The organism is Bradyrhizobium sp. HKCCYLS20291 (assembly GCF_051167715.1).
Classification (GTDB): domain Bacteria; phylum Pseudomonadota; class Alphaproteobacteria; order Rhizobiales; family Xanthobacteraceae; genus Bradyrhizobium.
The window spans coordinates 54,770-79,003 of sequence record NZ_JBNPTO010000013.1 but is presented as its reverse complement, the minus strand read 5'-3'; the positions used below and the strand labels follow the sequence as shown (position 1 = coordinate 79,003).

Below are 24,234 nucleotides of genomic sequence, written 5' to 3'. Positions count from 1 at the left end.
CTCAGCGCGTGAAGGTACTGCTGCGATTGATGGTCCCGCCATACGGCCCGGTGGTCGTTCCGGTATGGGTGCAAGTACCGCCCGCGCAGCTGGTCTGGCCGGTATTGGTCACGACGCCGCCGCGCGGGCCGGTGTAGGTGCCGCCATGGCTGCGGCTGCAGCTGCCGCCGGCACAGCTGCCGGACGCCGACGATGACCAGGTGCCGCCGCGCGGGCCGACACCGCCGCCGCTGCGCGACCAGGCCTGCGCGCCCGAGCTGCCCAGGGCCGTCACCATTGCGCTGATCGCGACCGCCGCGATCGAGGTCCGAACTGAAACCATCTGTCTCTCCTGTCCACATCGACACCGCCTGACGGCGTGAACAGAGCTTCGCCCACGAAGTTTGCAGGCGGTTTGCAGGACAGAGCGGCCATGTAACGTTTTGTAACGGTGTCAGAGCCCGGGTTGCCCTGCACGGCCGGGTGTTCTTAAAACGATGGCCATGGACACGCGCTCGCATATCCTGGTCATCGAGGACGACATCGAGATCCGCAGCCTGTTACGCGATCACCTCGCGCGCGAGGGCTTTCGCGTCGATGTCGGCGACGGCGGCGCGGCGCTCGACCGCTTTCGCAACACCTTCGGTGATCCCGATCTGGTCGTGCTCGACATCATGCTGCCCGGCGAGGATGGGCTGTCGATCTGCCGCCGGCTGCGTGCGGCCTCGCGGGTGCCGATCCTGATGCTGACCGCCAAGGGCGACGAGATCGACCGTATCCTCGGGCTCGAGATGGGCGCCGACGACTATCTGCCGAAGCCGTTCAGCCCACGCGAGCTGGTGGCGCGAATCCGAGCCATCCTGCGCCGCGCCGAGCCCGCACCGCTCGAGAACCGCCGCTTCATCATCAATGCGAAGCTCACCGTCGATCTCGACAAGCGCGAGATCGCGCACACCGAGGACGGGCCGCTGCCGCTCACGAGCGCCGAGTTCGAGCTGCTCGGCTGCTTCCTGACGCGGCCGAACCGCGTTCTGTCGCGCGATCAACTGATGGACTGGACCCGTGGAAGGCAAGCCGATCCGCTCGACCGCACCATCGACGTGCAGGTGAGCCGGCTGCGCAAGAAGATCGAGCGCGAGGGCGAAGGCGAACTGATCAAGACCGTGCGCAGCGCAGGCTACATCTTCACCGCCGCCGTCAGGGAGCTGTGAGACGTGCTCGGTCGGCTCGGCTTCGCTGGTCGACTGATGGCCATCGTGCTGTTCGCGCTGATCGCATTGTGGGCGGTCGGGCTTGGCTGGCTGGTCCTGAGCGAATCGCGCGAAGACATATTCAGGCGGTTGTTTCCGCTGCCCGAGCAGGTCAGCGCCATCGTCCAGCTGATCGAGAGTGCCGGGCCGACCGAGCGCCCGCTCGTCCTCAAGGCCGTCAGCAGCGAGCGGCTCGAGGTCACGCTGACGCAGGAGCGCCCTAAAGCGTCCGCCGAAGCCATCCGCCGGCCGCTCGCCGAGCAATTTCTCACCTTGTACCTGCAGTCACTGCAGCCGCGCGACGTGATCGTGCTGAGATCACGCACCACCTTGCCACGCTGGCGCGACTGGCACCTCGGGGATTATTGGCGCAACGCCGGCCGCTCGGTGCGCTTTGCGGTGTCGCTGCGCGACCGCGATTACGTCGTGTTCGAAGCCAGGGGCGCCGCAGGCCCGCGCCTGTTCGGGCTGCCGCCGGGCTTCGGCGTCGGCCTGCTCGGTGCGCTGATCGGCATCGCCGCCGTCATCGCGATCGCGCGCGAGGCGCGGCCGCTGCGCCAGCTCAGCCGCTCGCTCGGCCAGTTCAGCAGCGATGCCACTGCGGTGCCGGTGAAGCCGTCCGGCGCGCCTGAAATCCGCAACCTGATCACGGCCGTGAACGACATGCAGACCCGCATCTCCGAGCTGGTGCGCGGCCGCACCCTGCTGCTCGGCGCGGTCTCGCACGACCTCAAGACCTACATCACGCGGCTGCGGCTCCGCGTCGAGCGCCTGCCCGAGGCGGAGCAGCGCGACAAGGCGGCCGGCGATCTCGACGAGATGACGCACCTGCTCGAGGATGCACTGGCGGTGTCGCGCGGCGGCTTCGCGGCGATCCAGCGCCAGCCGGTCGATCTCGCGGCGATGCTCGCGGGGATCGTGGACGACCGGCGCCAGAGCGGCGCTGACATCAGCGCAGAACTCGGCCGTGCGCCGTTGACCGTGCTCGGCGAGCCGACCGCGCTGCGCCGGCTGTTCATCAACCTGATCGAGAACGCGCTGCGCTTCGCGACGCGCTGCACCGTGCGGGTGCTGCCGGACAAGGCCATCGTGATCGCCATCGACGACGACGGCCCGGGCATTCCGCCCGAAGCCCGCAACGCCGTGTTCGAGCCGTTCTTCCGGCTCGACAGCTCGCGGAGCCGGAGCACCGGCGGCAGCGGGCTGGGGCTAGCGATCGTCAAGCAGATCGCCGACGCCCACGGCGCGCGCCTTGATCTCTCAACCTCGCCCGAAGGCGGCCTGCGGGTGCGTGTTGCATTTCAGCAGACGGGCTGAAAGTCCAAGCGGCTTCATCATTGAGCCGATCTCCATCGGCAAGCGCGCTGCAACCTCTCCCCGCTCCTTTGCGGGGAGAGGTTGGATTGCGTAGCAATCCGGGTGAGGGGCATGGCACATGCGGCGCTCAGTTGGCGGTCCATCGGACGGGCACATGCTTAGAAGGCAGCCAAACTGATTATAATGTAAATAGGAGAATTAGTTCGTTGCCCAACAGATGCACCACCCGTGCCGCGGCCCCTCACCCCAACCCTCTCCCCGTAAGAACGGGGCGAGGGAGCGCACCGCTCGTGTCGCTGACAGATGCCTCAACTATCCACCCGCGCCCAGAGTGATTCAGCCCGAGTACCGGCCTCTCCAAACCTCTCCCCGCCCTTCTGCGGGGAGAGGTCGGATTGCGCAGCAATCCGGGTGAGGGGCATGGCACACGCGGCGCTCAGATGAGGGTCCATCGGACCGGCACATGCTTACGGATAGCGGGCAGCCAAACTAACTATAGCGCAAAAAGGAGAATTAGTTCGTTGCCCAACAGCTGCACCACCCGTGCCGCTGCCCCTCACCCCGACGCTCTCCCCGTAAGAACGGGGCGAGGGAGCGCACCGTGCGCGCAGCTAACCTATCCCAAACAATCAACTGCCCTTGCGGTCGCGCAGCTGGGTGACGAACATGTCCTGCCAGTTGGCGGGCTTGACCTTGATCGAGCCGACGCCGTGCATGAACTCGGCGATCTTCAGCACGCCCTCCGGCGTCGAGGAGAACCAGGTGTCCTTGTCCTGCAGCATCTCCAGCACCTCCTCCTTGGTGGTCTTCACCTTGGCGGTGCGGGCGTAGATCTCGGCGGCGGCGGCCTTGTCGTTGGCGATCAGAGTGCAGGCCTCGTCGAGCGCGTCCAAGAAGGCCTGTACGACCTTCGGATTGGCGTCGACGAAACGCTTCGGCGCGAACACCACGTCCATTGTCAACCGTCCGAGCACGTCGGCCGAATTCGCGACGCGGCGGATCTTGGAATCCTTCAGCTCGATGTAGGAGAACGGCGGCGAGGTGAAATGCGCCGTGATCTCGGTCTTGCCCGAGGTCAGCGCCGCCACGGCTTCGGGATGCGGCAGGCCGACGGTCATCGGGTCGAGCTTGGCGTAGTTCTCCTTGCCGAACTCCTGGGCCGCCATCATCTGCAGCATCACCGCCGACAGCGAGGTCTTGATGCCCGGCAGCGCGATCTTGTCGCTCGGCTTGAAATCCTTCAGCGACTTGATGTCGGGATTGTTGGTGTTCATCCACAGCGACGTCGAGCTCAAGCCGCTGACGCCGACGACCTCCACCGCCGGAATGCCCTTGGCCTTCGCCCACAGAGTGATGAAGCCGGGCGCGCCGGTGCCGGCGATGTCGAGCGAACCGGCCATCATCGCGTCATTGATGATGTTGCCGCCATCGAGCAGCTGCCAGATCACCTTGAACGGACCGAGGCCGGCCTTCTCGGCCTGCTTCTCCATCAGCTTCTGATCCTCCATCACGATCAGCGGCAGATAGAGGATGCCGTAGCCCTTGGAGAGCCTGATCTCCTTGACCTCGGCCTGCGCGGCGGTGGCGCCGAGCAGCGTGGCGAGGCCGAGCGCAGCAGCGGCGAGTGATTTGCTCCAGGACATTGTCGTCTCCCTTGTTGTTTTGCTTATAGCTGAATTCAGTGCTGCATGCCCCAGCGCCGCACCGTCTTGCGTTCGATCGTGGCAAACACGACGTTCTCGACCACGAGGCCGATGATGATCACCGTGAACAGGCCGGCGAACACGTTCGCCGTCTCCAGCTGGTTGCGGTTCTCGAAGATGAACCAGCCGAGGCCGCCGGAGCCCGAGGACACGCCGAACACCAGCTCGGCTGCGATCAGGGTGCGCCAGGCGAAGGCCCAGCCGACCTTGAGGCCGGTGAGGATGGCCGGGAACGCGGCGGGGATCAGGATGAAGCGGACCAGCTTCAGCCCGCGCAGGCCGTAGTTCAGGCCGACCATGCGCAGCGTGTTCGACACCGAGCGGAAGCCGGAATGGGTATTCAGCGCGATCGCCCACAGCACCGAATGCACCAGCACGAAGATGATGCTGCCCTTGCCGAGGCCGAACCAGATCAAGGCCAGCGGCAAGAGCGCGATCGCCGGCAGCGGGTTGAACATCGAGGTCAGCGCCTCCAGCAGATCAGCGCCGATCCGCGAGCCGATCGCGATCGTGGTCAGCACGGCCGCCAGCGCAATGCCGACGCCGTAGCCGATCAAGAGCGTCTCCAGCGACACCAAGGTGCGCGCCGGGATCACGCCATTGCCGATGTTCTCGAAAAAGGCCGACAGCGTGTCGGTGAAGGTCGGAAACAGCAGGGGATTGCCGAGCCATAGGCCATAGGCCTGCCACAGCGCGGCCAGCGCCACCAGGATGATGGCCTTGCGCACCGCTCCGAAGCGATAGATGCGTTCGAGCCAGGACAGGCTCGCCTCGACCTTGACGTCACCGAGGGGCGTGTCAGCATTGACGATTTCGGGGCGCAGCGCCAGCGTCTCGCTCATGATGCTCTCCTGTTGTCTCAGTGATGGCCGAACAGCATGTCGTTGATGCGCCCTTCGAGCGCGACCTGCTCGGGCGAGCCCATCGTGCCCGGCGGCACGCTGTTGAGCTCGGCGCGGACGCGCCCCGGATGCGGCGACAGCAGCAGGATGCGTGAGCCGATCTTGATCGCCTCCTCGATCGAATGCGTCACGAACAGCACCGTGAAGCGCGTGTCCTGCCAGAGCTGCAACAGCTCGTCCTGCATCTTGCGCCGGGTCAGCGCGTCCAGCGCGGCGAACGGCTCGTCCATCAAGAGCACGTCCGGCTCCATCGCCATGCCCCTGGCGATCGCGACGCGCTGCTTCATGCCGCCGGAGAGCATGTGCGGATAGGAGTCGATGAACTTGGTGAGGCCGACCTTGTCGATGTACGACTTCGCCCGCTCCTGCGCCTCGGCCGCACTCAGCCGGCCGCTGGCCGTCAGCGCGAACACGACGTTCTCGCGCACCGTCTTCCAGGGCAAGAGCTGGTCGAACTCCTGGAAAACCATCATGCGGTCCGGGCCGGGCTCGGTGACGTCATGGCCCTTGAGGCGGATGCGGCCTTCGGTCGGCTTCAGATAGCCGCCGATCGCCTTGAGCAGCGTGGATTTGCCGCAGCCGGAGGGCCCGAGCAGCACGAAGCGGTCGGAATCGAACACCTTGAAATCGACGCGATAGGTCGCCGTGACCAGGGTGTCCGGCGTCTTGTACTGAAGCGTCACGCCCTCGACCGAGAGCAATGGATCGAACTGAGATGGCGTCTGATGGACGGTCATGCGTCCTCCCCTCCGTTATATTGCAGTGCGAAAATTCGCCTGGTGCACTTCGGCGCCCTTATTCGAAGTGATAGAGGAGGAGACTGACGCGAACCTGACTCCGGGACCGAGACAAGACTTTGCGCATCCTGCTGGTGGAAGACACGCCCGAGATCGGCGCCGCCGTGACCAGCCGGTTCGAGCGGATCGGCTATGCCGTCGACTGGGAGAAGGACGGCCGCACCGCGAGCGAGCTGATCGAGGTGCAGACCTATGACCTCATCGTGCTCGACGTGATGCTGCCGAACATGGACGGCTTCGCCGTGCTCAAGCATTTGCGCAAGCGCGGCCTGCGCACGCCGGTGCTGGTGCTGACCGCGCGCTCGGCGGTCGACGACCGCATCGGCGCGCTCGACCTCGGCGCCGACGATTATCTGATCAAGCCGTTCGACTATCGCGAGCTGGAGGCGCGCGCCCGCGCCCTGCTCCGCCGCGCCGCCGGTCAGTCCGACAATCTGCTGACGCTCGGACCGCTGGTGATCGACCGCGCCGGCCGCACCGCGAGCGTCGCCGGCCAGCCGCTCGACCTGACGCGGCGCGAGCTCACTGTGCTCGAGATCCTCGCAGCCCGCCCGGGGCGCTACGTCGCCAAGGAGGAACTCGTCGAGCAGCTGTTCAGCTTCGACCAGGACCCGAGCCCGAACGCCGTCGAGCAGTTCATCGCACGGCTGCGCCGCAAGCTTGCGGCGACATCCGTCGAAATCAAGACCGAGCGCGGCCTTGGCTATCAGCTCCACGCTTCGTGAAATCAGGGCGTCGCTGCGCGCGCGGCTCTTGATCGCGATCGGCGCGATCCTGGCCGTCGGCGCCGTCGTGCTCAGCCTCGCCGCCTGGCAATATGCCGCGACTGCTGCGCGCGATGCCTATGACAAGCTGCTCGCCGGCGGCGCGGTGCAGATCGCCGAGAACATCTACATGCAGGGCGGCGTGGTGACGCTCGATCCGCCGGCTGCCGCGTTCGCGACGCTCTCTGCTTATGATCTTGTGTTTTATCGCGTGACTGATCCGCGCGGCGTGGTCATCGCGGGCTATGATGATCTCGCCATCGCCGCGCCCGCTGCAACGTTGCGCGACGGCGTCGTGCTGCGTGACGGCGTCTATCGCGACCAGCCCGTGCGCATCGCAGCGGTGGCGCGACGGCTCGACGGCGCGCCCGGCGATGGCTGGAGCCAGATCGTGCTGGCGCAGACCCTGCGCGCCCGCGACGGCCTGACCTGGGATCTGGCCTCGAAGGCGATCGGCCTGATCGCTGCGATGAGCCTGCTGGCGCTGGTCGCGACCGCGCTGTGCCTGCGGCTGGTGTTCGCGCCGCTGACCCGGATCGAAGCCGAGATCGTCAAGCGCCGGCCGGATGATCTGAGCCCGATCGCGATGACGCCGCCGCGCGAAGTGCGCGCGCTGGTCGGCGCCATCGACGGATTCATGCAGCGGCTCGCCGAGCGCATCACGCTGATGCAGCGCTTCATCGCCGACGCCACCCACCAGTTGCGCACGCCGCTGGCGGCGATCGACGCGGAGGTGGAGCTGCTGAGCGATCAGACCAGGGATCCGAAGGCGCTCGACCGGCTGCGCGGTCGCATCGCCGACCTCGCCCGCCTCACCAGCCAGCTGCTCGATCACGCCATGATCCAGCACCGCGCCCAGGCGCCGCGCTTCGTGGCCACCGACGTCAATGCCCTGGCGAAATCGGTGCTGTCGCAGAGCGTGCCACTGTCGCTCGACCGCGAGGTCTCGGTCAGCTTCGTGCCGTCGGAGACCGAGGCGGTGGTCGACGCCGACACGATCAGCCTGCGCGAGGCGCTCGCCAACCTGATCCACAACGCGCTGGCGCATGGCGCGCGGACGCGGCTGATGGTGAAAGTGGAGTGGACGGCGTCGCAGGTTGCGATCGTCGTTTGGGACGACGGCCCGGGAATCGCGGCGGAAGCGCAGGCGAGCCTGCTGGTGCCGTTCCAGAAGGGCGACGGCTCCCACGGCTCGGGACTCGGGCTTGCGATCGCCAACGAGGTCGCGCTGGCGCATGGCGGGGACTTGCGCTTCGGTGGCAATGCGGGCGATTTCAGCGTGGCGATCGAATTGCCATTGGACAAACAGTAGCAGCGCAAACGGCGGTGCGCCCCCTCTTCCCGTTCTTCACGGGGAGAGGGTCGGGGTGAGGGGCAGCGGCACCGGCAGTGTGAGTTGTTAGATCACTTCCTATTACATCTCTCATGTAGTTGAAGTGAGAGATCACTGGCCCTCACAGACACTTCCCGTGTGGCTGCCCCTCACCCCAGCCCTCTCCCCGTGAAGAACGGGGAGAGGGAGCGCACCGCCGTTGCGGCGTGAGCGCCGCGTCAAAGAAGTAGCTCAGCCGCCTCACGCAGCCTTGTTCGCCTTCGCATCCCGGATCGCCGCCCACACCTTCTCCGGCGTCAGCGGCGTCTGCAGGTTGGTGATCCCCAGATCGAACAGCGCGTCCATCACGCCGTTGGTGACGCAGGGCGGGCCGCCGATGGCGCCGGATTCGCCGCAGCCTTTGGCGCCGAGCGGGTTGGTCTTGCACGGGGCGGAATCGTCGAGCGTGACCACGATCGGCGGCACGTCGTCGGCGCGCGGGATGCAGTAGTCCTGATAGGTCGCGGTCAGCAACTGGCCATCGGCATCATAGGCAACGTTCTCGTACAGCGCCTGGCCGATGCCCTGGGCGACGCCGCCGTGGATCTGGCCTGCAACGAGCATCGGGTTCACCGCGACGCCGACGTCATCGACGGTGGTGTAGCGCACCACGCGGCTGATGCCGGTGTCCGGATCGATCTCGACCTCGCAGACATGCGTGCCGTTCGGCCAGCTTGGGCCGTCGACCTCGCCCTCGCTGTCGACCGACAGCTTGGCGCCCTGCTCCTTCTGCGCGATCTCGAACAGGCTGATGCGGCGGTCGGTGCCAACGACGGTCAGGACACCGTCGCGATACTCGATGTCCTCGACCGCGGTCTCCAGGAGGTTCGACGCCTTCTCGCGTGCCTTGGTGATCAGGTCGTTCGACGACACGGCGACCGCCGTGCCGCCGACGAACAGCGAGCGCGAGCCGACGCTGCCGAAGCCGGTGGCGAGATCCGTATCGCCCTGCACGACGTCGATCTTGTCCAGGGGAATGCCCAACGTGTCGGAGATCATCTGCGTGTAGGTCGTCTGCAGCCCCTGCCCCATCGCCATGGTGCCGGAATGCAGGATGACGCGGCCCTCGGAGGTCGCATGCAACGACACCTTCTCGGTGTGGGCGCGGCCGCCGGTCCATTCGATGTAGGAGGTGAGGCCGCGGCCGTACAGCATGCCGCGCTTCCTGGCCTCGCGCTTGCGCGCGTTGAAGCCGTCCCAGTCGGCGAGCTTGGCCGCGCGCTCCAGCATGTGGGCGAAGGCGCCGGAATCATACACCTGGCCGACGGCGTTGGTGTAGGGCAGTTGCGCCGGCTTGATGTAGTTGGCTTTGCGGATGGTGCGCGGATCGATGCCGATCTGGCGCGCGGCGGTGTCGAACAGCCGCTCGACGATGAACACCGCCTCGGGACGGCCGGCGCCGCGATAGGCGCCGACCGGCGCCGTATGCGTCATCACGGTCTTGACCTCGAAGTGCACCAGCGGCAGGTCGTAGACGCCGGTCTGCACGAACGGGCCGAGCACCAGCGGGATGATGTTGGCCGCGCCGGACGAATACGCGCCGGTGGCGCCGATCGAGCGCACGCGATAGGCCAGCACCTTGCCCTTGGCATCGAGCGCGAACTCGGCGGTCGAGGTGAGATCGCGGCCATGCGTGCCGCCGACGAACTCGTCGGTGCGCTCGGCGCGCCAGCGGATCTTCTTGTTCAGCTTGGTCGCGGCATAGGCGACGATGCCGTCCTCGGGATAGAGGTTGGTCTTCTGGCCGAATCCGCCGCCGATGTCGCCGACCAGCACGCGGATGCTCTCCTTCGGCCGCTTCAGCACGGCGTCAGCGAGCACGTCGCGGGTCGAGGCCGGCGTCTGCGACTGTACGTACAACAAGAGCCGGCCAGTCTTCTTCTCAATCTCGGCAATGGTCGAGCGCGGCTCCATGGCCGACGGCACCAGCCGCTGGCTGTTGATGTCGAGCGAGACCTTGTGCGGCGCGCTGGCAAACGCCTGCTCGACCTTGGCGGCGTCGCCATAGCTCATCGCAGCGACGATGTTGTCGGGCGCCTCGGCCCACACCACAGGCGCGCCGGGCTCGAGCGCCTTGACCGGGTCGGTCACCGCCGGCAGCACCTCGTAATCCACGGCAATGGCTTCCGCAGCTTCCTGCGCGATGGTGCGCGACGTCGCGACGACGGCCGCAACGGCCTCGCCGGTGAAGCGGACCACCTCATGCGCCAGCAAACGGCGCGGCGGCACGGTCATCGGCTTGCCGTCCGGACGCTTGAAGATCGCGAGCGTCGGGATGGTGCCGATGTCGTCGGCAACGAGATCCGCGCCGGTGTAGATCGCTTCCACGCCAGGGATCTCGCGCGCGGCAGCCGCATCGATGGACACGATCTTCGCATGCGCATGCGGCGAGCGCAGCACGTAGAGCCACAGCGCGCCGTCCTCCGGCTTGTCGTCGATGAACTGCCCCTTCCCGGTCAGCAGCCGCTGATCCTCCAGACGCTTGACGGGCTGCCCCGCACCAAACCGCATGTTGTTGGGAAGAATGTTCATTGTCAGTCCTTGGTGAGTTCAATGTAATTGCATGCTTTTTAGCGGATTAGTGCTCCGCTGGCCAAGCCGAGATTGTGCTGGTGCGGCATACCACACCGTCATGCCCGGGCTTGACCCGCCTGCGCGGCCGTAGCCGCTTCGGCGCGGCGAAGGCCCGGGCATCCAAAACCCCGTTTCCGCTCGGGATGGGATGGCCGGGTCAAGCCCGGCCATGACGGCCTGGGTTCACCCCAGGCTTTGCAGCACCTCTTCGACCACCTTGCGCTGCTCGGGGGTGAGCGCGGCCTGCGGCGGCACGGGATCGCCGACGTCGTAGCCCTGGATCGACAGGCCCGCCTTGATGCAGGCGGCGAGATTGAAGCGGGCGAACGCCTCGTTGACGCGCCACAGCTTCCGCTGCAGCGCCAGGGCCTCGTCCCAGCGCGACGCCTTGCAGAGATCGTAGAGCTCGACGCTCTGCCGCGGAATGATGCAGGCGGGTCCGGCCATCCAGCCCTTGCCGCCGATCAGCATCACCGCCGCGGGGATGTGCGACGACGCCGCGAACACCTTGATGGCGTCGCCGCAGCGGTTGATGATCGACAGCAGCCGGCCGGTATTGGTCGATGCGTCCTTGATGTAGTTGATCCGCGGGTGCTCGGCGAGATCAGCGATGACATCGAGCGACAGGTCGGAACGCTGGAATTGCGGGTTGGTGTAGATGACGACGGGAATGTCGACGGCATCGGCGATCGCCCGAAAATAGGCTTTGACGCCGGCATCGTTCACCGGGAAATAGGCCTCGAGCACCGCCAGGATGCCGTTTGCGCCGCGCTTCTGATAGGTCCTGGCTTGGTCCACCGCATCGGCGATCGCAGTCGACGCCACGCCGGCAATGACAGGCACCCGGCCCCTCGCCGCATCGATCGTCGCCTCCACCACCTTCAAGCGCTGAGCGCGGTCGAGATAGGCGAATTCGCCGGTCGAGCCGAGCGGCGTCAGGCCATGCACGCCGGCATTGATCAAGTCATCGCAGAGCCGCCCGAGCACGTCGGTGCGGATCGTGCCGTCCGCGTCGATCGGCGAAGCGAGATAGGGGAAGACACCATGAAATTCGGTCATGCCATCGGTATAGCGGCCGGGCTGCCGCTCCTGCAAGCGAACCAGCTGAGCTGGTGATCGCAGCGGAAGCGGCGTTAAACGCTGCTTCAAATTTACCGCTCATCATAGGCGCGGGCCTGAATCCAAGGCGATTACCTGTCGAAATTCAATCCAAGATTGCGGTCACGTGCGGGGACGCTCAAAATGGGCTTCAACTCGGCAGAAATGGCTCAGCACTTCGCCACTTTAAGTCATTTTTCCGCCGAATTGCCCGCTCATCATGTCAGGTGGAACGAGTTAGTACGAGTGCTCCAGCGTAAAATCGCCGTGGGATTTTCGGTCGGAGACGAAGGAAACCTGCAGCGAGCGCGACGATGAAGACGCTTTACGATTTGCTCGGAGCTCTTCCCGACGATGACGCTGAGGACATCCGGGCTGCCTTTCGCAAGGCCGTGAAAGAGAGTCATCCCGACCTCAACCCCGGAGATCCCGACACCGCATTGCGGTTCCGACAGATCGTCCGCGCCAACGACATTCTCGCCGACAAGGATCAGCGCACGGCCTATGATCGCCTGCTCGGTGCTGCGCAGGACGAGCAGCGGCAGGAATCCAAGCTCGCGGTCGTCGCCAGGGTTCACAAGGTGGCTTCCGGCGTGATGGCGCTCGCCGGGGCCTCTGCGGTCGCGCTGACCGGCTATCTGCTGTTCACTCACATGTCCTCGGCCTCGATCGCAGCGGTGGAGCCGATCGTGGTCGCGACCAACAAGGTCAAGCCGAGCGAGGTTCCCACCAAGCCGATCGAGAGCGCGTCGGCGGCACCGGAGGGCGTGGTCGCTGCCGGGTCGGCTCCCGCGGCCGGCAGCGATACCGCAGCCGGTGCGTCGTCAACGACGCCCAACGCGCCGTCTGCGACCGAGCAGCTGCCGTTGCGCGTCAGCAAGGTCGATGCGGTCTATTCGGCCGAGCAGGAGCGTCCCGGCTGTGGGCCGAGCGCGCCGGCGGCGTGCAATGCGGAGGGCGCGTTGGCCGCCAATACGCCGTCGAACGGTGCCCGCGCCCTGCGTGATCGCGGCATGGCGTCGTTCCAGAAAGGCGATCTGACCGCGGCGCTGACTGATCTCGACGCGGCCGTCCAGCTCGATCCGCGCTATCAGGAAGCCTATATCGACCGCGGTATCGTGTTCTATCGCATGCGCAAGTTCGACCGCGCCTTCGCCGACGTCGCCGCGGCCAAGCGGATCGAGAAAGCCAACAGAGCGGTCATGGATGCCATGGCGAAGCGTCAGCCGCTCCGGCCGCTGAAGCTCGAGCCGCCGAAACACGATTCGGCGAAGGCCGATGCCCCCAAAGCCGATCTGCCGAGGGCTGACCAGGCCAGATCCGAACCGCCCAGAATCGAGCCGCGAAATGTGGCGACGGCGGCTCCGGTCTCGGCGCGAATGTCGGCCTCAATGCGGATGTTTCCGGGCGACGTCGGCCGCGGACAATGACGTGGTGAGCGCAAGCGAAGGTATTCGATAACTTCCAAGCTCACCTGATCAATCACACACCGCGCACGGCCGGCATGGTCAGGGCGCCTCTATCGAACGCAGCAACGCATCGACCTCATCAGCATCGAGCTCTCCCTCGCGCCCGATCACGACGAGCTGCGCCGTCAGTCCATCGGCCGGCGGCAGCGGCGAAGGAGCAAGGGTGCCGCGCGTCGCGACCGACTGGAACACGACCGGCCGCCCTTGGTGGTCGGTGAACGTCAGGATGCCCTTGATGCGCAGGGTGCGGCGTGCGAGCTGGCCGATCACCTCTTGAAAGCGCGCCAGCGACAGCGGCGCCTGCGAGGTCCAGGTCAGCGTTGCGAACGGCTGCGACATGGCCGGGACCTGACGCGGCAGCTCGCGTGCCGCGCCGACATCGCGGCTGAACAGCAGGTCGGGCGCGACGACACCATGCGCCATCTCGAAGATCGCCGAAGCCGGCTTGGTCCGGCCGACGATCGCGCGGGCCCGGTCGAGAGCATCGCGATCGAGCAGATCCGCCTTGGTCAGCAGTACGAAGTCGGCAGCGCGCAGCTGCGATCGCCACAGCGCATCCTGCGCGATCTCGGGATCGTCGAGCAATCGCTGCGGATCGACCAGCGTCACCACCGTCTCCAGCGGCGCGACCTTGAAGATCACGGGATCCATCAGGTTGCGGATGATCTCGGCCGGATCCGAGATGCCGGAGGTCTCGATCGCGATCGCGTCGGGCGCAGGGTCGCGCTTGATGACAGACGACAGCGTGCGCAGCAGATCGCCCTGCAGCGAGCAGCAGATGCAGCCGTTCTTCAGGCTGATGACCTCCTCGGTCACCGTGCCCAACAGTTGCGCGTCGATGTCGACGGCGCCGAAATCGTTGACGACCGCGGCGATCCGCCGTCCGCCCGGATTGGCCAGCAGGTGATTGAGCAAGGTCGTCTTGCCGGCGCCGAGCGCGCCGGCGACCAGCAGGACGGGAACGATCATGACAGCACGGGCCGGCGCACCGCCCGCCCCGGCCTGGCGTCGCGGATCAGCTGTCCCCCGGCGATCACGGCATGGCCGTTGACGAGCAGATGCCGCACGCCTTCCGATGGCCGGTTCATGTTGAGGAAGTCGGCGCGGTCCCGCAAGGCGGCGAGATCGAGCACCGCGATGTCGGCGTCGCAGCCGGCCTGCAGCCGGCCCTTGCGCCGCATCGCCGGCGTCGACGGCTCCAGAATGCGGGCCGGGATCAGCGTGCACTTTGCAAGCCCCTCTATCAGCGGCACCGTCTTGCGTTCCAAAACCCATTCGCGAAGGAATTTGGTGAAGGTCGCCGACGAGCGCGGATGCGACACCGCATCGTCCGGCAGCGGCCACGCATCGCCGGTGTAGTCGGTGCCGTTGGACAGGATCCACGGCATCGCATCGGAGGCGATCGCGCCGCCCGGAAACAGCACGGAAACGTCGAGCAGGTCGCGGTGGCGCTGATTGACGGCGACATCCAGGAAGTGGATCAGCACCAGCGCGCCGGGATCGTCCTGCTGCCGCGCGAGCAGTTCGTCGCGGCTGCCGAGCCGGTGCCGCTCCGCCACCATCTCGATCGCGTCATAGCCGGTGCCCATGCGCTGGCAGAAGGCGGGATCGGCGAAGAAGCCGGCGCCGACCACTGTCGAGCCGGTGCCGTAGGGATAGGCCTCCGTCGTGACCTTGAGGCCTTGCGCCTGCGCGGTCTGCACCAGTTCGGCGCAGCGCTCGACGTCCTGCAGGCTGGTGCTGTTGAAGTGACAGATGTGCATGTGCGCGCCGGTCGAACCGGCGAGCCCGATCAGCCGTGTATAGGCGTCGACCGAGCTGCGCGGATCGATGTTCGACATGTAGGCGATGTGCGTATAGGTCGGCGCATTGTGCCGGGCGGCGAGGCTGCACAGCTCCGACAGCTCCTTCATGCCGGTGCCGGGCGCGTAGGCGTTCGGAAAGGCGATGCCGAGGCCGCCCTGCTCCAGGCCTTGCCGCGTCCGCTCGACGATCTCGGCGGTCTCGGCCGCGGTCGCCACCTCCTCGACCCAGCGCTTGTCGCGCGTCGCCTCGCCCATGCCTGCGATGTTGGAGGCGGTCTGCTGCGTCGTCATCGTCGCGATGCGCGCGAACACCCAGCCTGATGCTGCGCCGTAATTGAGCGTGCGGCCGATCGCCTCCTGCTCATCATACCAGCGCGCCACCGGCATCACGCCGATCTCGAGCTCCAACGTCGTTGTGACGCCGTCGAACGCCTGCATGCGGTCGGCCGGCAGCGACTGGCCGTGCGCGTGCAGGTCGATGAAGCCCGGCACGACCGCCAGCCCGGCCGCATCGATCATCCGGTCCGCGCTGCCTGCGACGTCGCCGACGGCGACGATCGCGCCATCCTTGACGGCGACGTCGGCGGTGGCGTCGAGTTGCGTCTCCGGGTCGAGCACGCGGCCGCCGCGAATGATCAGGTCGTAGTGGGTCATGCCGTCCACACGCTCGCTAAATGGAACTGATGGCAGGCCTAACACAGATGATCGCCGATGAGAACGAGGCGACGAGGAGCGACGCCCTCCGTCCAACGCATGGCGCGCACTTGTCAGTACGCTTCAACCGCAATCCCCTTTCCTCGATGCGGGGGATCGGTCAGGATCAGAGTCCTCGCGCGGCGACTGCCGCGCCATGGCACAGCGGAGATCCTGCATGACGTCGACGGGCTCGCGGCGCATCGCCGAGTTCAGTTGCGAGAAGCGGCCGGCGACCGGCTCCCGCGGCATGGTGGTGACCAACCATCCGCTGGCATCGAGCGCGGGCGCCGAAATGCGGATGCGCGACGGCAACGCCATCGATGCGGCCGTCGCGGCCTTGTTCGCACTCACCGTGGTCGAGCCGATGATGGTCGGCATCCTCGGCGGCGGGCTGTCGCACATCCGCCTCGCCGACGGCCGCCACGTCGTGCTCGACGGACTGAGCACGGCGCCGCGACGGGCCACGCCGGGCATGTACGATCCGGTGTCCGACGAGATCGCGCTGGCGCGCGAGACGCGTGGCCGCCGCAACGCCGTCGGCGCGCTCGCCGTCGCGGTGCCGGGCGCACTGAAAGGCTGGTGCGAGGCGCTGGCGCGCTACGGCAAGCTGCCGCTGGCCGAGGTGATGGCGCCGGCGATCCGGCTGGCCGAGCATGGCTTCGTCGCGAGCCCCTATCTCAACGACTGCGCCCGCCTGGTCGCCGGCGACCTCGCGCGCGATCCCAACCTTGCGGCGCTGTTCCTGCCTGGCGGCAAGCCGGTGCAGGCGGGCGCGCGGGTGATCCAGAGCGACTACGCGGCATCGCTGCGGCTGATCGCCGAGCACGGCCCCGCCGCGCTCTATGGCGGACCACTGGGCGCCGCGCTGGCCGCCTACATGGCCGACCATGGCGGCCTGATCGACACCGCCGATCTCGCGGCCTACGACATCATCGCGCGCGCACCGATCCGCGGAACCTATCGCGGCTATGAGATCGTCGGCCCGCCGCCGCCCTCCTCCGGCGGCGTGCACATCGTGCAGATGCTGAACATCCTCGAAGGCTTCGACATCGGCGCGCTCGGCTTCGGCTCGGCCGACGGCGCCCACCTGCTGGCGGAAGCCCTGAAGATCGCGTTTGCCGACCGTGCAGTCGCGACCGCAGACCCCGCCTTCGTCGACGTGCCGGTCGAGCGGCTGACGTCGAAAGCTTATGCCGGCCAGCGCCGCGCACAGATCGACATGGGACGCGCGCAGGGTTTCGGTCCGGGTCTGTCGCCGTCCGAATCCGCCAACACCACCCATGTCACCGTGGCCGATGCCGACGGCAATGTCGTGGCTTCAACCCAGACTATCAACGGCCTGTTCGGCGCCTGCGTGCAGATCCCGGGCACCGGCATGACCGCCAACAACTACATGTACAATTTCGACCCGCATCCCGGCCGCGCGCTGTCGATCCAGCCCGGCAAGCGCGTCTTCACCTCGATGGCGCCGATGATGGCGCTGCGTGACGGCCGTCTGCGCTACGCGCTCGGCCTGCCTGGCGGATTGCGCATCTTCCCGTCCGCGTTCCAGGCGCTGGTCAACCTGATCGACCACGGCATGTCGCTGCAGGAGGCCGTCGAAGCACCGCGGCTGTGGACGCAAGGCGGCGTGCTCGAGCTCGAGCCGGTCTTTCCCGATGATGTCGCGCAGCAGCTCGCCGCGCGCGGCCACGAGATCAAGCGCGAGCCGGTGGTGGCCGGCGGCATGAATGCGATTGCCTTCGGCGACGATGGAACGATGACCGGCGCGGCGTGCTGGCGTGCCGACGGCACGCCGATCGCGATCTCCGGCGGCCGCGCCCGAGCCGGACTGCGCTTCACGATCGGCTGAGGCTCAGGAGACCGTTCGCATCGTCGTCGCGTGCAGCCACTCTGCAATGCCGGTGCGGCGTGAAGCTGTCGTCGACTCAGGCCTCCAGCATCGCGACGCAGGGCTTCGCCGCATCCTCGCGAACGAGGCATGACGCCACGGCGATGACCTCCCGGGCCGATTTCCACGCGCCGCCGCCGCCAGCGGGGCCATTGGTGTAGAGCGTCTCGACCTCGTTGCCGATCCTGATCGCCTCGGCCATCGTCTCGGTGCGTCCTGCGACGCGAACACGCACTTCGTACGGCTCGCTGCCCTCGGCCCGCGCATCGCCATGCAGCGCGTTGAGCCCGATCAGATCGCAGCGGAGCTCGCTCACCGCCACGCCGGTCAGCGCAAGCCGCTCGCGCACGATGTCGAGCGCGAGGCGGCCGCGCGCGACGGCACCTGGGCCCGCATAGGAGATCTGGCCTTCGCCAACATAAGAATCGAGATAGCCGACCGAGGTCTTCAACAGGCAGGTCTTCGGCTTGCCGCGACCGCCGACCACCCTGACGCGATCGGGGCCAAGCTCGTCGATATGGACGTGTGAAAAATCCGCCACCACATCGGGCTGAAAATATTGCGTGGGGTCGTGGATCTCGTAGAGCAGCTGCTCCTTCACCGTAGCCGGCGTGACGCAGCCACCGGAGCCTGGAACCTTGGTGACGATGAGCTCGCCATCTTCACGCACCTCGCCGATCGGGAAGCCGAGCCGCGCGAGACCGGCGACGTCCTTCACTCCGGGATCGGCGAAATAGCCGCCAGTGATCTGACCGGCGCATTCGAGCAGATGACCGACAACGGTGCCCTGCCCGAGCCGGTCCCAATCGTCCATCGCCCAGCCGAACTCATGAACCAGCGGCCCGAGGAACAGCGCCGGATCGGCGGCGCGTCCGGTGATGACGACATCGGCACCGGCGGCGAGCGCGTCGGCGATCGCACGGGCACCAACATAGGCGTTGGCCGACACGATGCGATTGCCGAGGCCGGTCACGCGGTCGCCGGTGTCGAGCGCAATGTCGGTCGTCTTCAGCTGGTCGAGCACATCGTCACCGGTCACCGCCGCGATCTTCAGTCCGGCAAGCCCAAGCCGGCGCGCGATCGCGCGGGTGGCCTCCGCAGCGGCAGGCGGATTGGCCGCCCCCATGTTGGTGACGATGCGGACGTTGTTGGCACGGCAGATCGGCAGCACCGCTTCCATGCGTGCCGCCAGCAACGGATCATAGCCGGACTGCGGGTCCTTCAAGCGCGCCTGCTGCGCCAGCGCGATGGTGCGCTCGGCGAGACATTCGAACACCAGATAGTTCAGCCCGCCATGTGCGGCGAGCTCGACCGCCGGCTCGATGCGGTCGCCGGAATAGCCCGCGCCGGCGCCGATCCTGATGCTCCGCATCGCGGCTCCTCCTCTGCATGCGACGTTTGCACCGAGGATAGCCAGTCGACCGGCACCTTGCCAACCGACGCGTGAGATTGGTGGCTCACGTGGCCCTCTTCGGCTACCGCGGCTAGCTCGCCCAACTGTCGCGGAATTCGCCGAACAGCGTGATGCCGCCGCACGCATAGATCGTCTGTCCGGTGATGTAGCTCGCCTCCGACGAGGCGAGGAAGGCAAACACGCCGGCAATTTCCTCGGACGACGCGACGCGTCCCATCGGGATGTGCGATTCGACGACCGCGCGCTTGTCCGGATCGCCGGTCCAGGCTGCGTTGATCGGCGTATCGACCGCGCCGGGACCGACGGAATTGACGCGAATGCCGCGTCCGGCAAACTCCAGCGCGAGCGTCCGGGTGAGACCGGCCATCGCGCTCTTGCTGATCGAATAGGCCAGATAGCCGGGCTTCGGAATGATCTGGTGGACGCTCGACGTATTGATGATGTTGCCGCCGCCCCGGGCGACGAAATGTTCGAGCGCGTGGCGCGCGCATAGCACGGCGCCGTTGAGGTTCACCTCGAGGATCTTGCGATAGGTCTCGACGTCGAGCGCCTCGCTCGGCGATTCCCGCTGGAAGCCGGCATTGTTGACGAGACAGTCGAGCCGCGGCCAACGCTTCAGCAAATTGTCGAACATGCCCGCAATGTCGGACTCGACGCCGATATCGGCTCTGACCGCAACATGATCGCGCTGATCGTGGCCATGCGCGGCGGATGCTGCCTGCACCAGCGCCAGGGTCTCGTCACCCGATGCCGACGGCCCACCAAAATTGACCGCGACGTGCGCGCCCTCCTCGGCGAAGCGCACCGCAATCGCGCGGCCGATCCCTTGCGCCGCGCCCGTCACGAGCGCGTAGTGTCCGGCAAGGCGCGGCGAACGTCGGGCGGATGGGTCGGATGGCTGCATGTCTCAACTCCTCGCAATGATCTCGCCTCAGCGCCCCACGGCATAGCCCGCCTCGCATGGCAAAGCCATCGGGAGTCTGGTATCGCTCGATGCCTCATCCCTCGTTGCGCATGCAAGCGTGAGGCGCCATGTATCTCGGCATCGATCTCGGCACCTCGGCGGTCAAGACCGTACTGGTCGACGCGGCCCAGCGCGTGATCGCGAGCCGGAGCCAGGCGCTGTCGATCGAGGTGCCGTGCGCCGGCTGGGCCGAGCAGGATCCCGCCGCATGGATCGCGGCCGTGTTCGCGACGCTCGATGCGCTGAAGGCTGATCATGCCACGGAGATGGCGCAGGTCGAAGGCATCGGCCTGTCCGGCCAGATGCACGGCCCGGTGCTGCTCGACGCCGGCATGACGCCGCTTCGGCCATGCATCCTCTGGAACGACGGCCGATCCGCCGCCGAATGCAAGGTCCTGGAACAGCGCTGGCCGGAGTTGCGCGCGATCACCGGCAACAAGGCGATGCCCGGCTTCGCAGCGCCAAAGCTGCTGTGGATCGCCGATCACGAGCCGGAGATCTTCGCGGCGACGCGCCTCGTCCTGCTGACGAAGGCCTATGTCAGGCTCGTGCTGTCGGGCGAGGCGATCGAGGACGTATCCGATGCGTCCGGCTCGCTGTGGCTCGATGCCACCAGGCGCGACTGGTCCGACGAAGCGCTCGCCGCCACCGGTCTGACGCGCGCACAGATGCCGCGGCTGGTCGAAGGCTGCGCGCCGGCTTGCCGGCTGCGCAGCGAGCTCGCCGCGCGCTGGGGCCTGTCGAAGCGGCCGGTCATCGCCGGCGGCGCCGGCGACAATCCGGCCGGTGCGATCGGCATCGGCGCGATCCGGCCGGGTGCGACGTTCATCACCTTGGGCACCTCGGGCGCGGTCATCACGCCGGTCTCATCCGTCACCGCCAATCCCGACCGCATCGTTCACACCTTCTGCCATGCGATCCCGGCGATGTGGCTGCAGGCCGGCGCGATGCTGTCGGCGGGCTCCTGCCTGGCCTGGATCTCGCGCCTGCTCGGCGCCTCCGAGGCCGAGCTGCTGGCCCCGCTGGGCGCGCAGCCCGCAGCGCCTTCGCCGGTCAGCTTCCTGCCCTATCTCGCCGGCGAACGGACGCCGCATGACGATCCCGATGTCCGCGGCCGGCTCGACGGTCTGAGCCACGCCACCGACCGCAGCGCCATCGTGCAGGCCGTGCTCGAAGGCGTCGCCTTCGCGCTGGCCGATTGCCGCGATGCGCTGACGGACACGGGGCTGGTCATCGCGGAAGCGGATGCGATCGGCGGCGGCTCGCGCTCGGATCTCTGGCTCGCGATCCTGGCCAGCGTGCTCGACATCCCGATCCATCGCCTCGCCGATGGCGAGACCGGCGCGGCCTTCGGCGCAGCCCGGCTGGCGCGCCTCGCGGTCACGGGTGAAGCGATTGCGACCGTCTGCACGCCGCCGGCCCGCATGCGCACGTTTGCGCCGGCCCCCGGCCTGGCGGCCGATTATGCCGAGCGACTGCTGCGCTGGCGCGGGCTCTACCGCCCGCGCAGCGAAACGGGCGGTGCATAGCAAGGGCTCTCGCGAGGACGTGCTGTCCTGGTTTTTCTTTCATATTGTATTCGGCAGCAGCCTCTAGTTTAATGGCTTCCCCGCGCCAGACTTCAACGAGCCGCGGGAAGTAATACGGCGTGCAATGGGAGGCACGATGAGCGGTCCGATCCTCGAGATGCGCGGGGTGTCGAAGTCCTTCTTCGGCATCAAGGCCCTGCAGAAGGTCGACCTCACCGTCTATGCCGGCGAAGTCCATGCGCTGATGGGTGAAAACGGCGCCGGCAAATCCACCTTGATGAAGATCCTGTCCGGCGCCTATCGGTTCGATCCCGGCGGCGAGATCCGCATCGAGGGCAAGGTGGCGCGCATCGAAGGACCGATGGGTGGCCGAAACGCCGGCATCTCCATCATCTACCAGGAGTTGTCGCTGGCGCCGAACCTGACGGTCGCCGAAAACATCTATCTCGGGCGTGAGCTGTCGCAATCCGGCCTGCTGGCGCGCGGCACGATGCGCGAGGGTGTCGGACCGATCCTGGACCGGCTCGGCGCCGACTTCACACCATCGACCCTGGTCGCAGAGTTGTCGATGGGCCAGCGCCAGCTCGTCGAGATCGCCCGCGCGCTGCATGCGCGCTCCAAGATCCTGATCATGGACGAACCGACGACGTCGCTGTCGGCCGGCGAGAGCGAGAAGCTGTTCGCATTGATACGTCAGCTCCGCAGCGAAGGGCTCGCCATCATCTACATCTCGCATCGCATGGACGAGGTCTACGCGCTGGGCGACCGCGTCACCGTGCTACGCGACGGCCGGCTGGTCGGCTCGCTCGACAAGCCGGAGATCCGCGCCGACAGCATCGTCCGCATGATGGTCGGCCGCGACGTCTCGTCGTTCTACAAGAAGGATCACGACCCGCACGCCAAGCGCGATCGCGCGGTGCTCACGGCGGTCGATCTCGGCGATGGCCATCGCGTCAGGAACTGCTCGCTCACGGTTCATGCCGGCGAGGTGGTCGGTCTTGCCGGGCTGATCGGTGCCGGGCGGACCGAGCTCGCCCATCTCATCATCGGGGCTGCGCCGAAGACCACCGGGCATCTCGAGCTCGACGGCGAGCGGATCGAGATCGGCACCCCGCGCGATGCGCTCGATGCCGGCATCGCCTATCTGACCGAGGACCGCAAGGCGCTCGGCCTGTTCCTCGACATGTCCTGCGCCGACAACATCAACCTCGCCGTGATCGGCCGCGATGCGCGGCTCGGCGGCATTCTCGATCGCGACAAGGCGCGCAGCCGCGCCGACGAGGCGTTCAGCGCGCTCGGCATCCGCGCGCCGAATCCGGGCGTCACGGTCGGCGGCCTGTCGGGCGGCAATCAGCAGAAGGTGCTGCTGTCGCGTCTGCTCGCGACCGCGCCGAAGGTGCTGATCCTCGACGAGCCGACGCGCGGCGTCGACGTCGGCGCTAAATCCGAGATCTATTCGATCATCGACAATCTCGCCAAGTCGGGCACCGCGATCCTGGTGATCTCGTCCGACCTGCCGGAGATCCTCGGCATCTGCGACCGCGTTCTGGTGATGCGCTCCGGCCATCTCGCCGGCGAGCTGCAGCAGAACGCGACATCACCCATCACCCAGGAAGACATTATGGCGCTGGCCACGGGGACGGAGCACGTCGATGCCTGACAACAGCCCAGCTCAAGCCCAGCCCGCGGCAGCGCAATCCAAGGCGGCGGCGGGCCTGCCGGCCGCGTCCGACAACAAGCAGCAGCGGCTGCGGCTCGTGGTCCGCGCCGCCGGCATGCTTCCGGTGCTGCTGATCCTGTGTATCGGCTTCCATATGCTGTCGGAAGGCCGCTTCTTCACCGGACAGAATCTGGGAATCGTGCTGCAGCAGGCTGCGGTCAACACCGTTCTCGCGGCCGGCATGACCTTTGTCATCCTGACCGGCGGCATCGATCTCTCGGTCGGCTCGATCCTCGCCGCTGCGGCGATGGCCGGGCTCACGCTATCGAAGATGCCGGATCTCGGCGCATTGTGGCTGCCGGCCGCCGTGTTGACGGGACTCGCGTTCGGTGTAGTCAACGGAGCTCTGATCGCGCTGCTCAGATTGCCTCCGTTCATCGTGACGCTGGGCTCGCTCACCGCCGTGCGTGGTCTCGCTCGCCTGATGGGCAGCGACACCACCGTGTTCAATCCGTCGATCCCCTATGCCTTCATCGGCAACGCTTCGCTGACGATCATTCCAGGTGTCGTGTCGATCCCCTGGCTGTCGGTGATCGCCCTGCTGGTCATCCTCGGCTCGTGGCTGATCCTGCGCCGTACCGTGCTGGGCGTGCACATCTATGCCGTTGGCGGCAATGAGAGCGCGGCACGCCTCGCCGGCATCAAGGTCTGGGCCGTTCTGCTGTTCGTCTATGGCATGTCCGGCCTGCTCGCCGGCCTCGGCGGCGGCATGCAGGCGGCGCGGCTGTACGCCGCCAACGGCCTGCAGCTCGGCCAGTCCTACGAGCTCGACGCCATCACCGCGGTCATCCTTGGCGGCACCTCCTTCGTCGGCGGCATCGGCTCGATCTGGGGCACGCTGGTGGGCGCGCTCATCATCGCGGTGTTGTCGAACGGGCTCATATTGGTCGGCGTGTCCGACATCTGGCAATACGTCATCAAGGGGCTCGTGATCATCGGCGCCGTCGCGCTCGACCGCTACCGGCTACAGGGATCGGCCCGCACCTGAGA

Annotated in this window: 19 protein-coding genes; 9 read left to right on the top strand and 10 right to left on the bottom strand. The window is 67.0% G+C overall.

The window, feature by feature from the left end:
* Nucleotide 1 precedes the first annotated feature (1 nt).
* Nucleotides 2-322: a hypothetical protein gene (locus tag ACQR07_RS25390; RefSeq protein ID WP_434904851.1), complete on the bottom strand. Its 321-nt coding sequence runs from the start codon at nucleotides 320-322 to the stop codon at nucleotides 2-4.
* A 160-nt stretch (nucleotides 323-482) separates the two neighbouring features.
* On the opposite strand from ACQR07_RS25390, the gene ACQR07_RS25385 reads away from it, so the two are divergent.
* Nucleotides 483-1,190 carry a response regulator gene (locus tag ACQR07_RS25385; protein ID WP_434904850.1) on the top strand — a complete coding sequence of 236 codons (708 nt, stop codon included), beginning with the start codon at nucleotides 483-485 and terminating at the stop codon, nucleotides 1,188-1,190.
* Between the two features lie 3 nt (nucleotides 1,191-1,193).
* On the top strand, nucleotides 1,194-2,546 hold the full coding sequence (locus tag ACQR07_RS25380) for a sensor histidine kinase (RefSeq protein ID WP_434904849.1): 1,353 nt from the start codon (nucleotides 1,194-1,196) through the stop codon (nucleotides 2,544-2,546).
* Nucleotides 2,547-3,175: 629 nt separating this feature from the next.
* Here the strand turns inward: ACQR07_RS25380 and ACQR07_RS25375 are convergent.
* The 3 genes from ACQR07_RS25375 to ACQR07_RS25365 are packed head-to-tail and all read right to left on the bottom strand — an operon-like array spanning nucleotide 3,176 to nucleotide 5,888.
* Nucleotides 3,176-4,189, bottom strand: a complete 1,014-nt coding sequence (locus tag ACQR07_RS25375; RefSeq protein WP_434904848.1) for an ABC transporter substrate-binding protein — start codon at nucleotides 4,187-4,189, stop codon at nucleotides 3,176-3,178.
* Between the two features lie 35 nt (nucleotides 4,190-4,224).
* Nucleotides 4,225-5,091, bottom strand: a complete 867-nt coding sequence (locus ACQR07_RS25370; protein ID WP_434904847.1) for an ABC transporter permease — start codon at nucleotides 5,089-5,091, stop codon at nucleotides 4,225-4,227.
* A 17-nt stretch (nucleotides 5,092-5,108) separates the two neighbouring features.
* Nucleotides 5,109-5,888 carry an ABC transporter ATP-binding protein gene (locus tag ACQR07_RS25365; protein ID WP_315787059.1) on the bottom strand — a complete coding sequence of 260 codons (780 nt, stop codon included), beginning with the start codon at nucleotides 5,886-5,888 and terminating at the stop codon, nucleotides 5,109-5,111.
* A 119-nt stretch (nucleotides 5,889-6,007) separates the two neighbouring features.
* On the opposite strand from ACQR07_RS25365, the gene ACQR07_RS25360 reads away from it, so the two are divergent.
* On the top strand, nucleotides 6,008-6,673 hold the full coding sequence (locus ACQR07_RS25360) for a response regulator transcription factor (RefSeq protein ID WP_011924536.1): 666 nt from the start codon (nucleotides 6,008-6,010) through the stop codon (nucleotides 6,671-6,673).
* Nucleotides 6,648-8,024, top strand: a complete 1,377-nt coding sequence (locus ACQR07_RS25355) for a sensor histidine kinase (RefSeq protein WP_434904846.1) — start codon at nucleotides 6,648-6,650, stop codon at nucleotides 8,022-8,024. The genes ACQR07_RS25360 and ACQR07_RS25355 overlap by 26 nt, the downstream gene beginning before the upstream one ends.
* Nucleotides 8,025-8,285: 261 nt before the next feature.
* Here ACQR07_RS25355 and ACQR07_RS25350 read toward each other — a convergent pair whose 3' ends face one another.
* Together ACQR07_RS25350 and ACQR07_RS25345 are read right to left on the bottom strand one after the other, a co-directional pair.
* A complete protein-coding gene (locus tag ACQR07_RS25350; protein WP_434904845.1) occupies nucleotides 8,286-10,616 on the bottom strand; it encodes a xanthine dehydrogenase family protein molybdopterin-binding subunit in 2,331 nt (776 codons plus the stop codon).
* A gap of 225 nt (nucleotides 10,617-10,841) precedes the next feature.
* Nucleotides 10,842-11,717 (bottom strand): dihydrodipicolinate synthase family protein, encoded by an 876-nt coding sequence (locus ACQR07_RS25345; protein ID WP_434904844.1) that lies wholly within the window; start codon nucleotides 11,715-11,717, stop codon nucleotides 10,842-10,844.
* A gap of 353 nt (nucleotides 11,718-12,070) precedes the next feature.
* Here ACQR07_RS25345 and ACQR07_RS25340 point away from each other — a divergent pair, with 353 nt between their 5' ends.
* The gene (locus ACQR07_RS25340; protein WP_434904843.1) at nucleotides 12,071-13,186 is read left to right on the top strand and encodes a DnaJ domain-containing protein; all 1,116 of its coding nucleotides are present in this window, start codon (nucleotides 12,071-12,073) and stop codon (nucleotides 13,184-13,186) included.
* Between the two features lie 78 nt (nucleotides 13,187-13,264).
* Here the strand turns inward: ACQR07_RS25340 and ACQR07_RS25335 are convergent, their stop codons facing one another.
* Nucleotides 13,265-14,194, bottom strand: coding sequence for a CobW family GTP-binding protein (locus tag ACQR07_RS25335; RefSeq protein ID WP_434904842.1), 930 nt, complete (start codon nucleotides 14,192-14,194; stop codon nucleotides 13,265-13,267).
* A complete protein-coding gene (locus ACQR07_RS25330) occupies nucleotides 14,191-15,684 on the bottom strand; it encodes an amidohydrolase family protein (RefSeq protein WP_434904841.1) in 1,494 nt (497 codons plus the stop codon). Before ACQR07_RS25330 ends, ACQR07_RS25335 begins: the two co-directional genes overlap by 4 nt.
* A gap of 217 nt (nucleotides 15,685-15,901) precedes the next feature.
* Between ACQR07_RS25330 and ggt the strand changes: the two genes are divergently transcribed.
* Nucleotides 15,902-17,578 carry a gamma-glutamyltransferase gene (gene ggt, locus ACQR07_RS25325; RefSeq protein WP_434904840.1) on the top strand — a complete coding sequence of 559 codons (1,677 nt, stop codon included), beginning with the start codon at nucleotides 15,902-15,904 and terminating at the stop codon, nucleotides 17,576-17,578.
* A 76-nt stretch (nucleotides 17,579-17,654) separates the two neighbouring features.
* Here ggt and ACQR07_RS25320 read toward each other — a convergent pair whose 3' ends face one another.
* Together ACQR07_RS25320 and ACQR07_RS25315 are read right to left on the bottom strand one after the other, a co-directional pair.
* Nucleotides 17,655-18,989 carry an acyclic terpene utilization AtuA family protein gene (locus tag ACQR07_RS25320; protein WP_434904839.1) on the bottom strand — a complete coding sequence of 445 codons (1,335 nt, stop codon included), beginning with the start codon at nucleotides 18,987-18,989 and terminating at the stop codon, nucleotides 17,655-17,657.
* Nucleotides 18,990-19,101: 112 nt separating this feature from the next.
* Entirely contained in the window at nucleotides 19,102-19,935 is an 834-nt protein-coding gene (locus tag ACQR07_RS25315; RefSeq protein ID WP_434904838.1) for an SDR family oxidoreductase, read from the bottom strand.
* A gap of 128 nt (nucleotides 19,936-20,063) precedes the next feature.
* On the opposite strand from ACQR07_RS25315, the gene xylB reads away from it, so the two are divergent.
* From xylB to ACQR07_RS25300, 3 genes are all read left to right on the top strand, one after another.
* Entirely contained in the window at nucleotides 20,064-21,524 is a 1,461-nt protein-coding gene (xylB, locus tag ACQR07_RS25310) for a xylulokinase (protein WP_434904837.1), read from the top strand.
* A 136-nt stretch (nucleotides 21,525-21,660) separates the two neighbouring features.
* Nucleotides 21,661-23,184, top strand: coding sequence for a sugar ABC transporter ATP-binding protein (locus ACQR07_RS25305; protein ID WP_434904836.1), 1,524 nt, complete (start codon nucleotides 21,661-21,663; stop codon nucleotides 23,182-23,184).
* Nucleotides 23,177-24,232 (top strand): ABC transporter permease subunit, encoded by a 1,056-nt coding sequence (locus ACQR07_RS25300; protein ID WP_434904835.1) that lies wholly within the window; start codon nucleotides 23,177-23,179, stop codon nucleotides 24,230-24,232. The genes ACQR07_RS25305 and ACQR07_RS25300 overlap by 8 nt, the downstream gene beginning before the upstream one ends.
* Nucleotides 24,233-24,234: the final 2 nt, after the last annotated feature.

Coding starts and splice junctions, on each gene's coding strand:
- ACQR07_RS25315 (WP_434904838.1), bottom strand. CDS start 19,935: ATGCAGCCATCCGACCCATCCGCCCGACGTTCGCCGCGCCTTGCCGGA.
- ACQR07_RS25365 (WP_315787059.1), bottom strand. CDS start 5,888: ATGACCGTCCATCAGACGCCATCTCAGTTCGATCCATTGCTCTCGGTC.
- xylB (WP_434904837.1), top strand. CDS start 20,064: ATGTATCTCGGCATCGATCTCGGCACCTCGGCGGTCAAGACCGTACTG.
- ACQR07_RS25350 (WP_434904845.1), bottom strand. CDS start 10,616: ATGAACATTCTTCCCAACAACATGCGGTTTGGTGCGGGGCAGCCCGTC.
- ACQR07_RS25385 (WP_434904850.1), top strand. CDS start 483: ATGGACACGCGCTCGCATATCCTGGTCATCGAGGACGACATCGAGATC.
- ACQR07_RS25330 (WP_434904841.1), bottom strand. CDS start 15,684: ATGACCCACTACGACCTGATCATTCGCGGCGGCCGCGTGCTCGACCCG.
- ACQR07_RS25390 (WP_434904851.1), bottom strand. CDS start 322: ATGGTTTCAGTTCGGACCTCGATCGCGGCGGTCGCGATCAGCGCAATG.
- ACQR07_RS25320 (WP_434904839.1), bottom strand. CDS start 18,989: ATGCGGAGCATCAGGATCGGCGCCGGCGCGGGCTATTCCGGCGACCGC.
- ACQR07_RS25300 (WP_434904835.1), top strand. CDS start 23,177: ATGCCTGACAACAGCCCAGCTCAAGCCCAGCCCGCGGCAGCGCAATCC.
- ACQR07_RS25345 (WP_434904844.1), bottom strand. CDS start 11,717: ATGACCGAATTTCATGGTGTCTTCCCCTATCTCGCTTCGCCGATCGAC.
- ACQR07_RS25375 (WP_434904848.1), bottom strand. CDS start 4,189: ATGTCCTGGAGCAAATCACTCGCCGCTGCTGCGCTCGGCCTCGCCACG.
- ggt (WP_434904840.1), top strand. CDS start 15,902: ATGACGTCGACGGGCTCGCGGCGCATCGCCGAGTTCAGTTGCGAGAAG.
- ACQR07_RS25340 (WP_434904843.1), top strand. CDS start 12,071: ATGAAGACGCTTTACGATTTGCTCGGAGCTCTTCCCGACGATGACGCT.
- ACQR07_RS25305 (WP_434904836.1), top strand. CDS start 21,661: ATGAGCGGTCCGATCCTCGAGATGCGCGGGGTGTCGAAGTCCTTCTTC.
- ACQR07_RS25370 (WP_434904847.1), bottom strand. CDS start 5,091: ATGAGCGAGACGCTGGCGCTGCGCCCCGAAATCGTCAATGCTGACACG.
- ACQR07_RS25335 (WP_434904842.1), bottom strand. CDS start 14,194: ATGATCGTTCCCGTCCTGCTGGTCGCCGGCGCGCTCGGCGCCGGCAAG.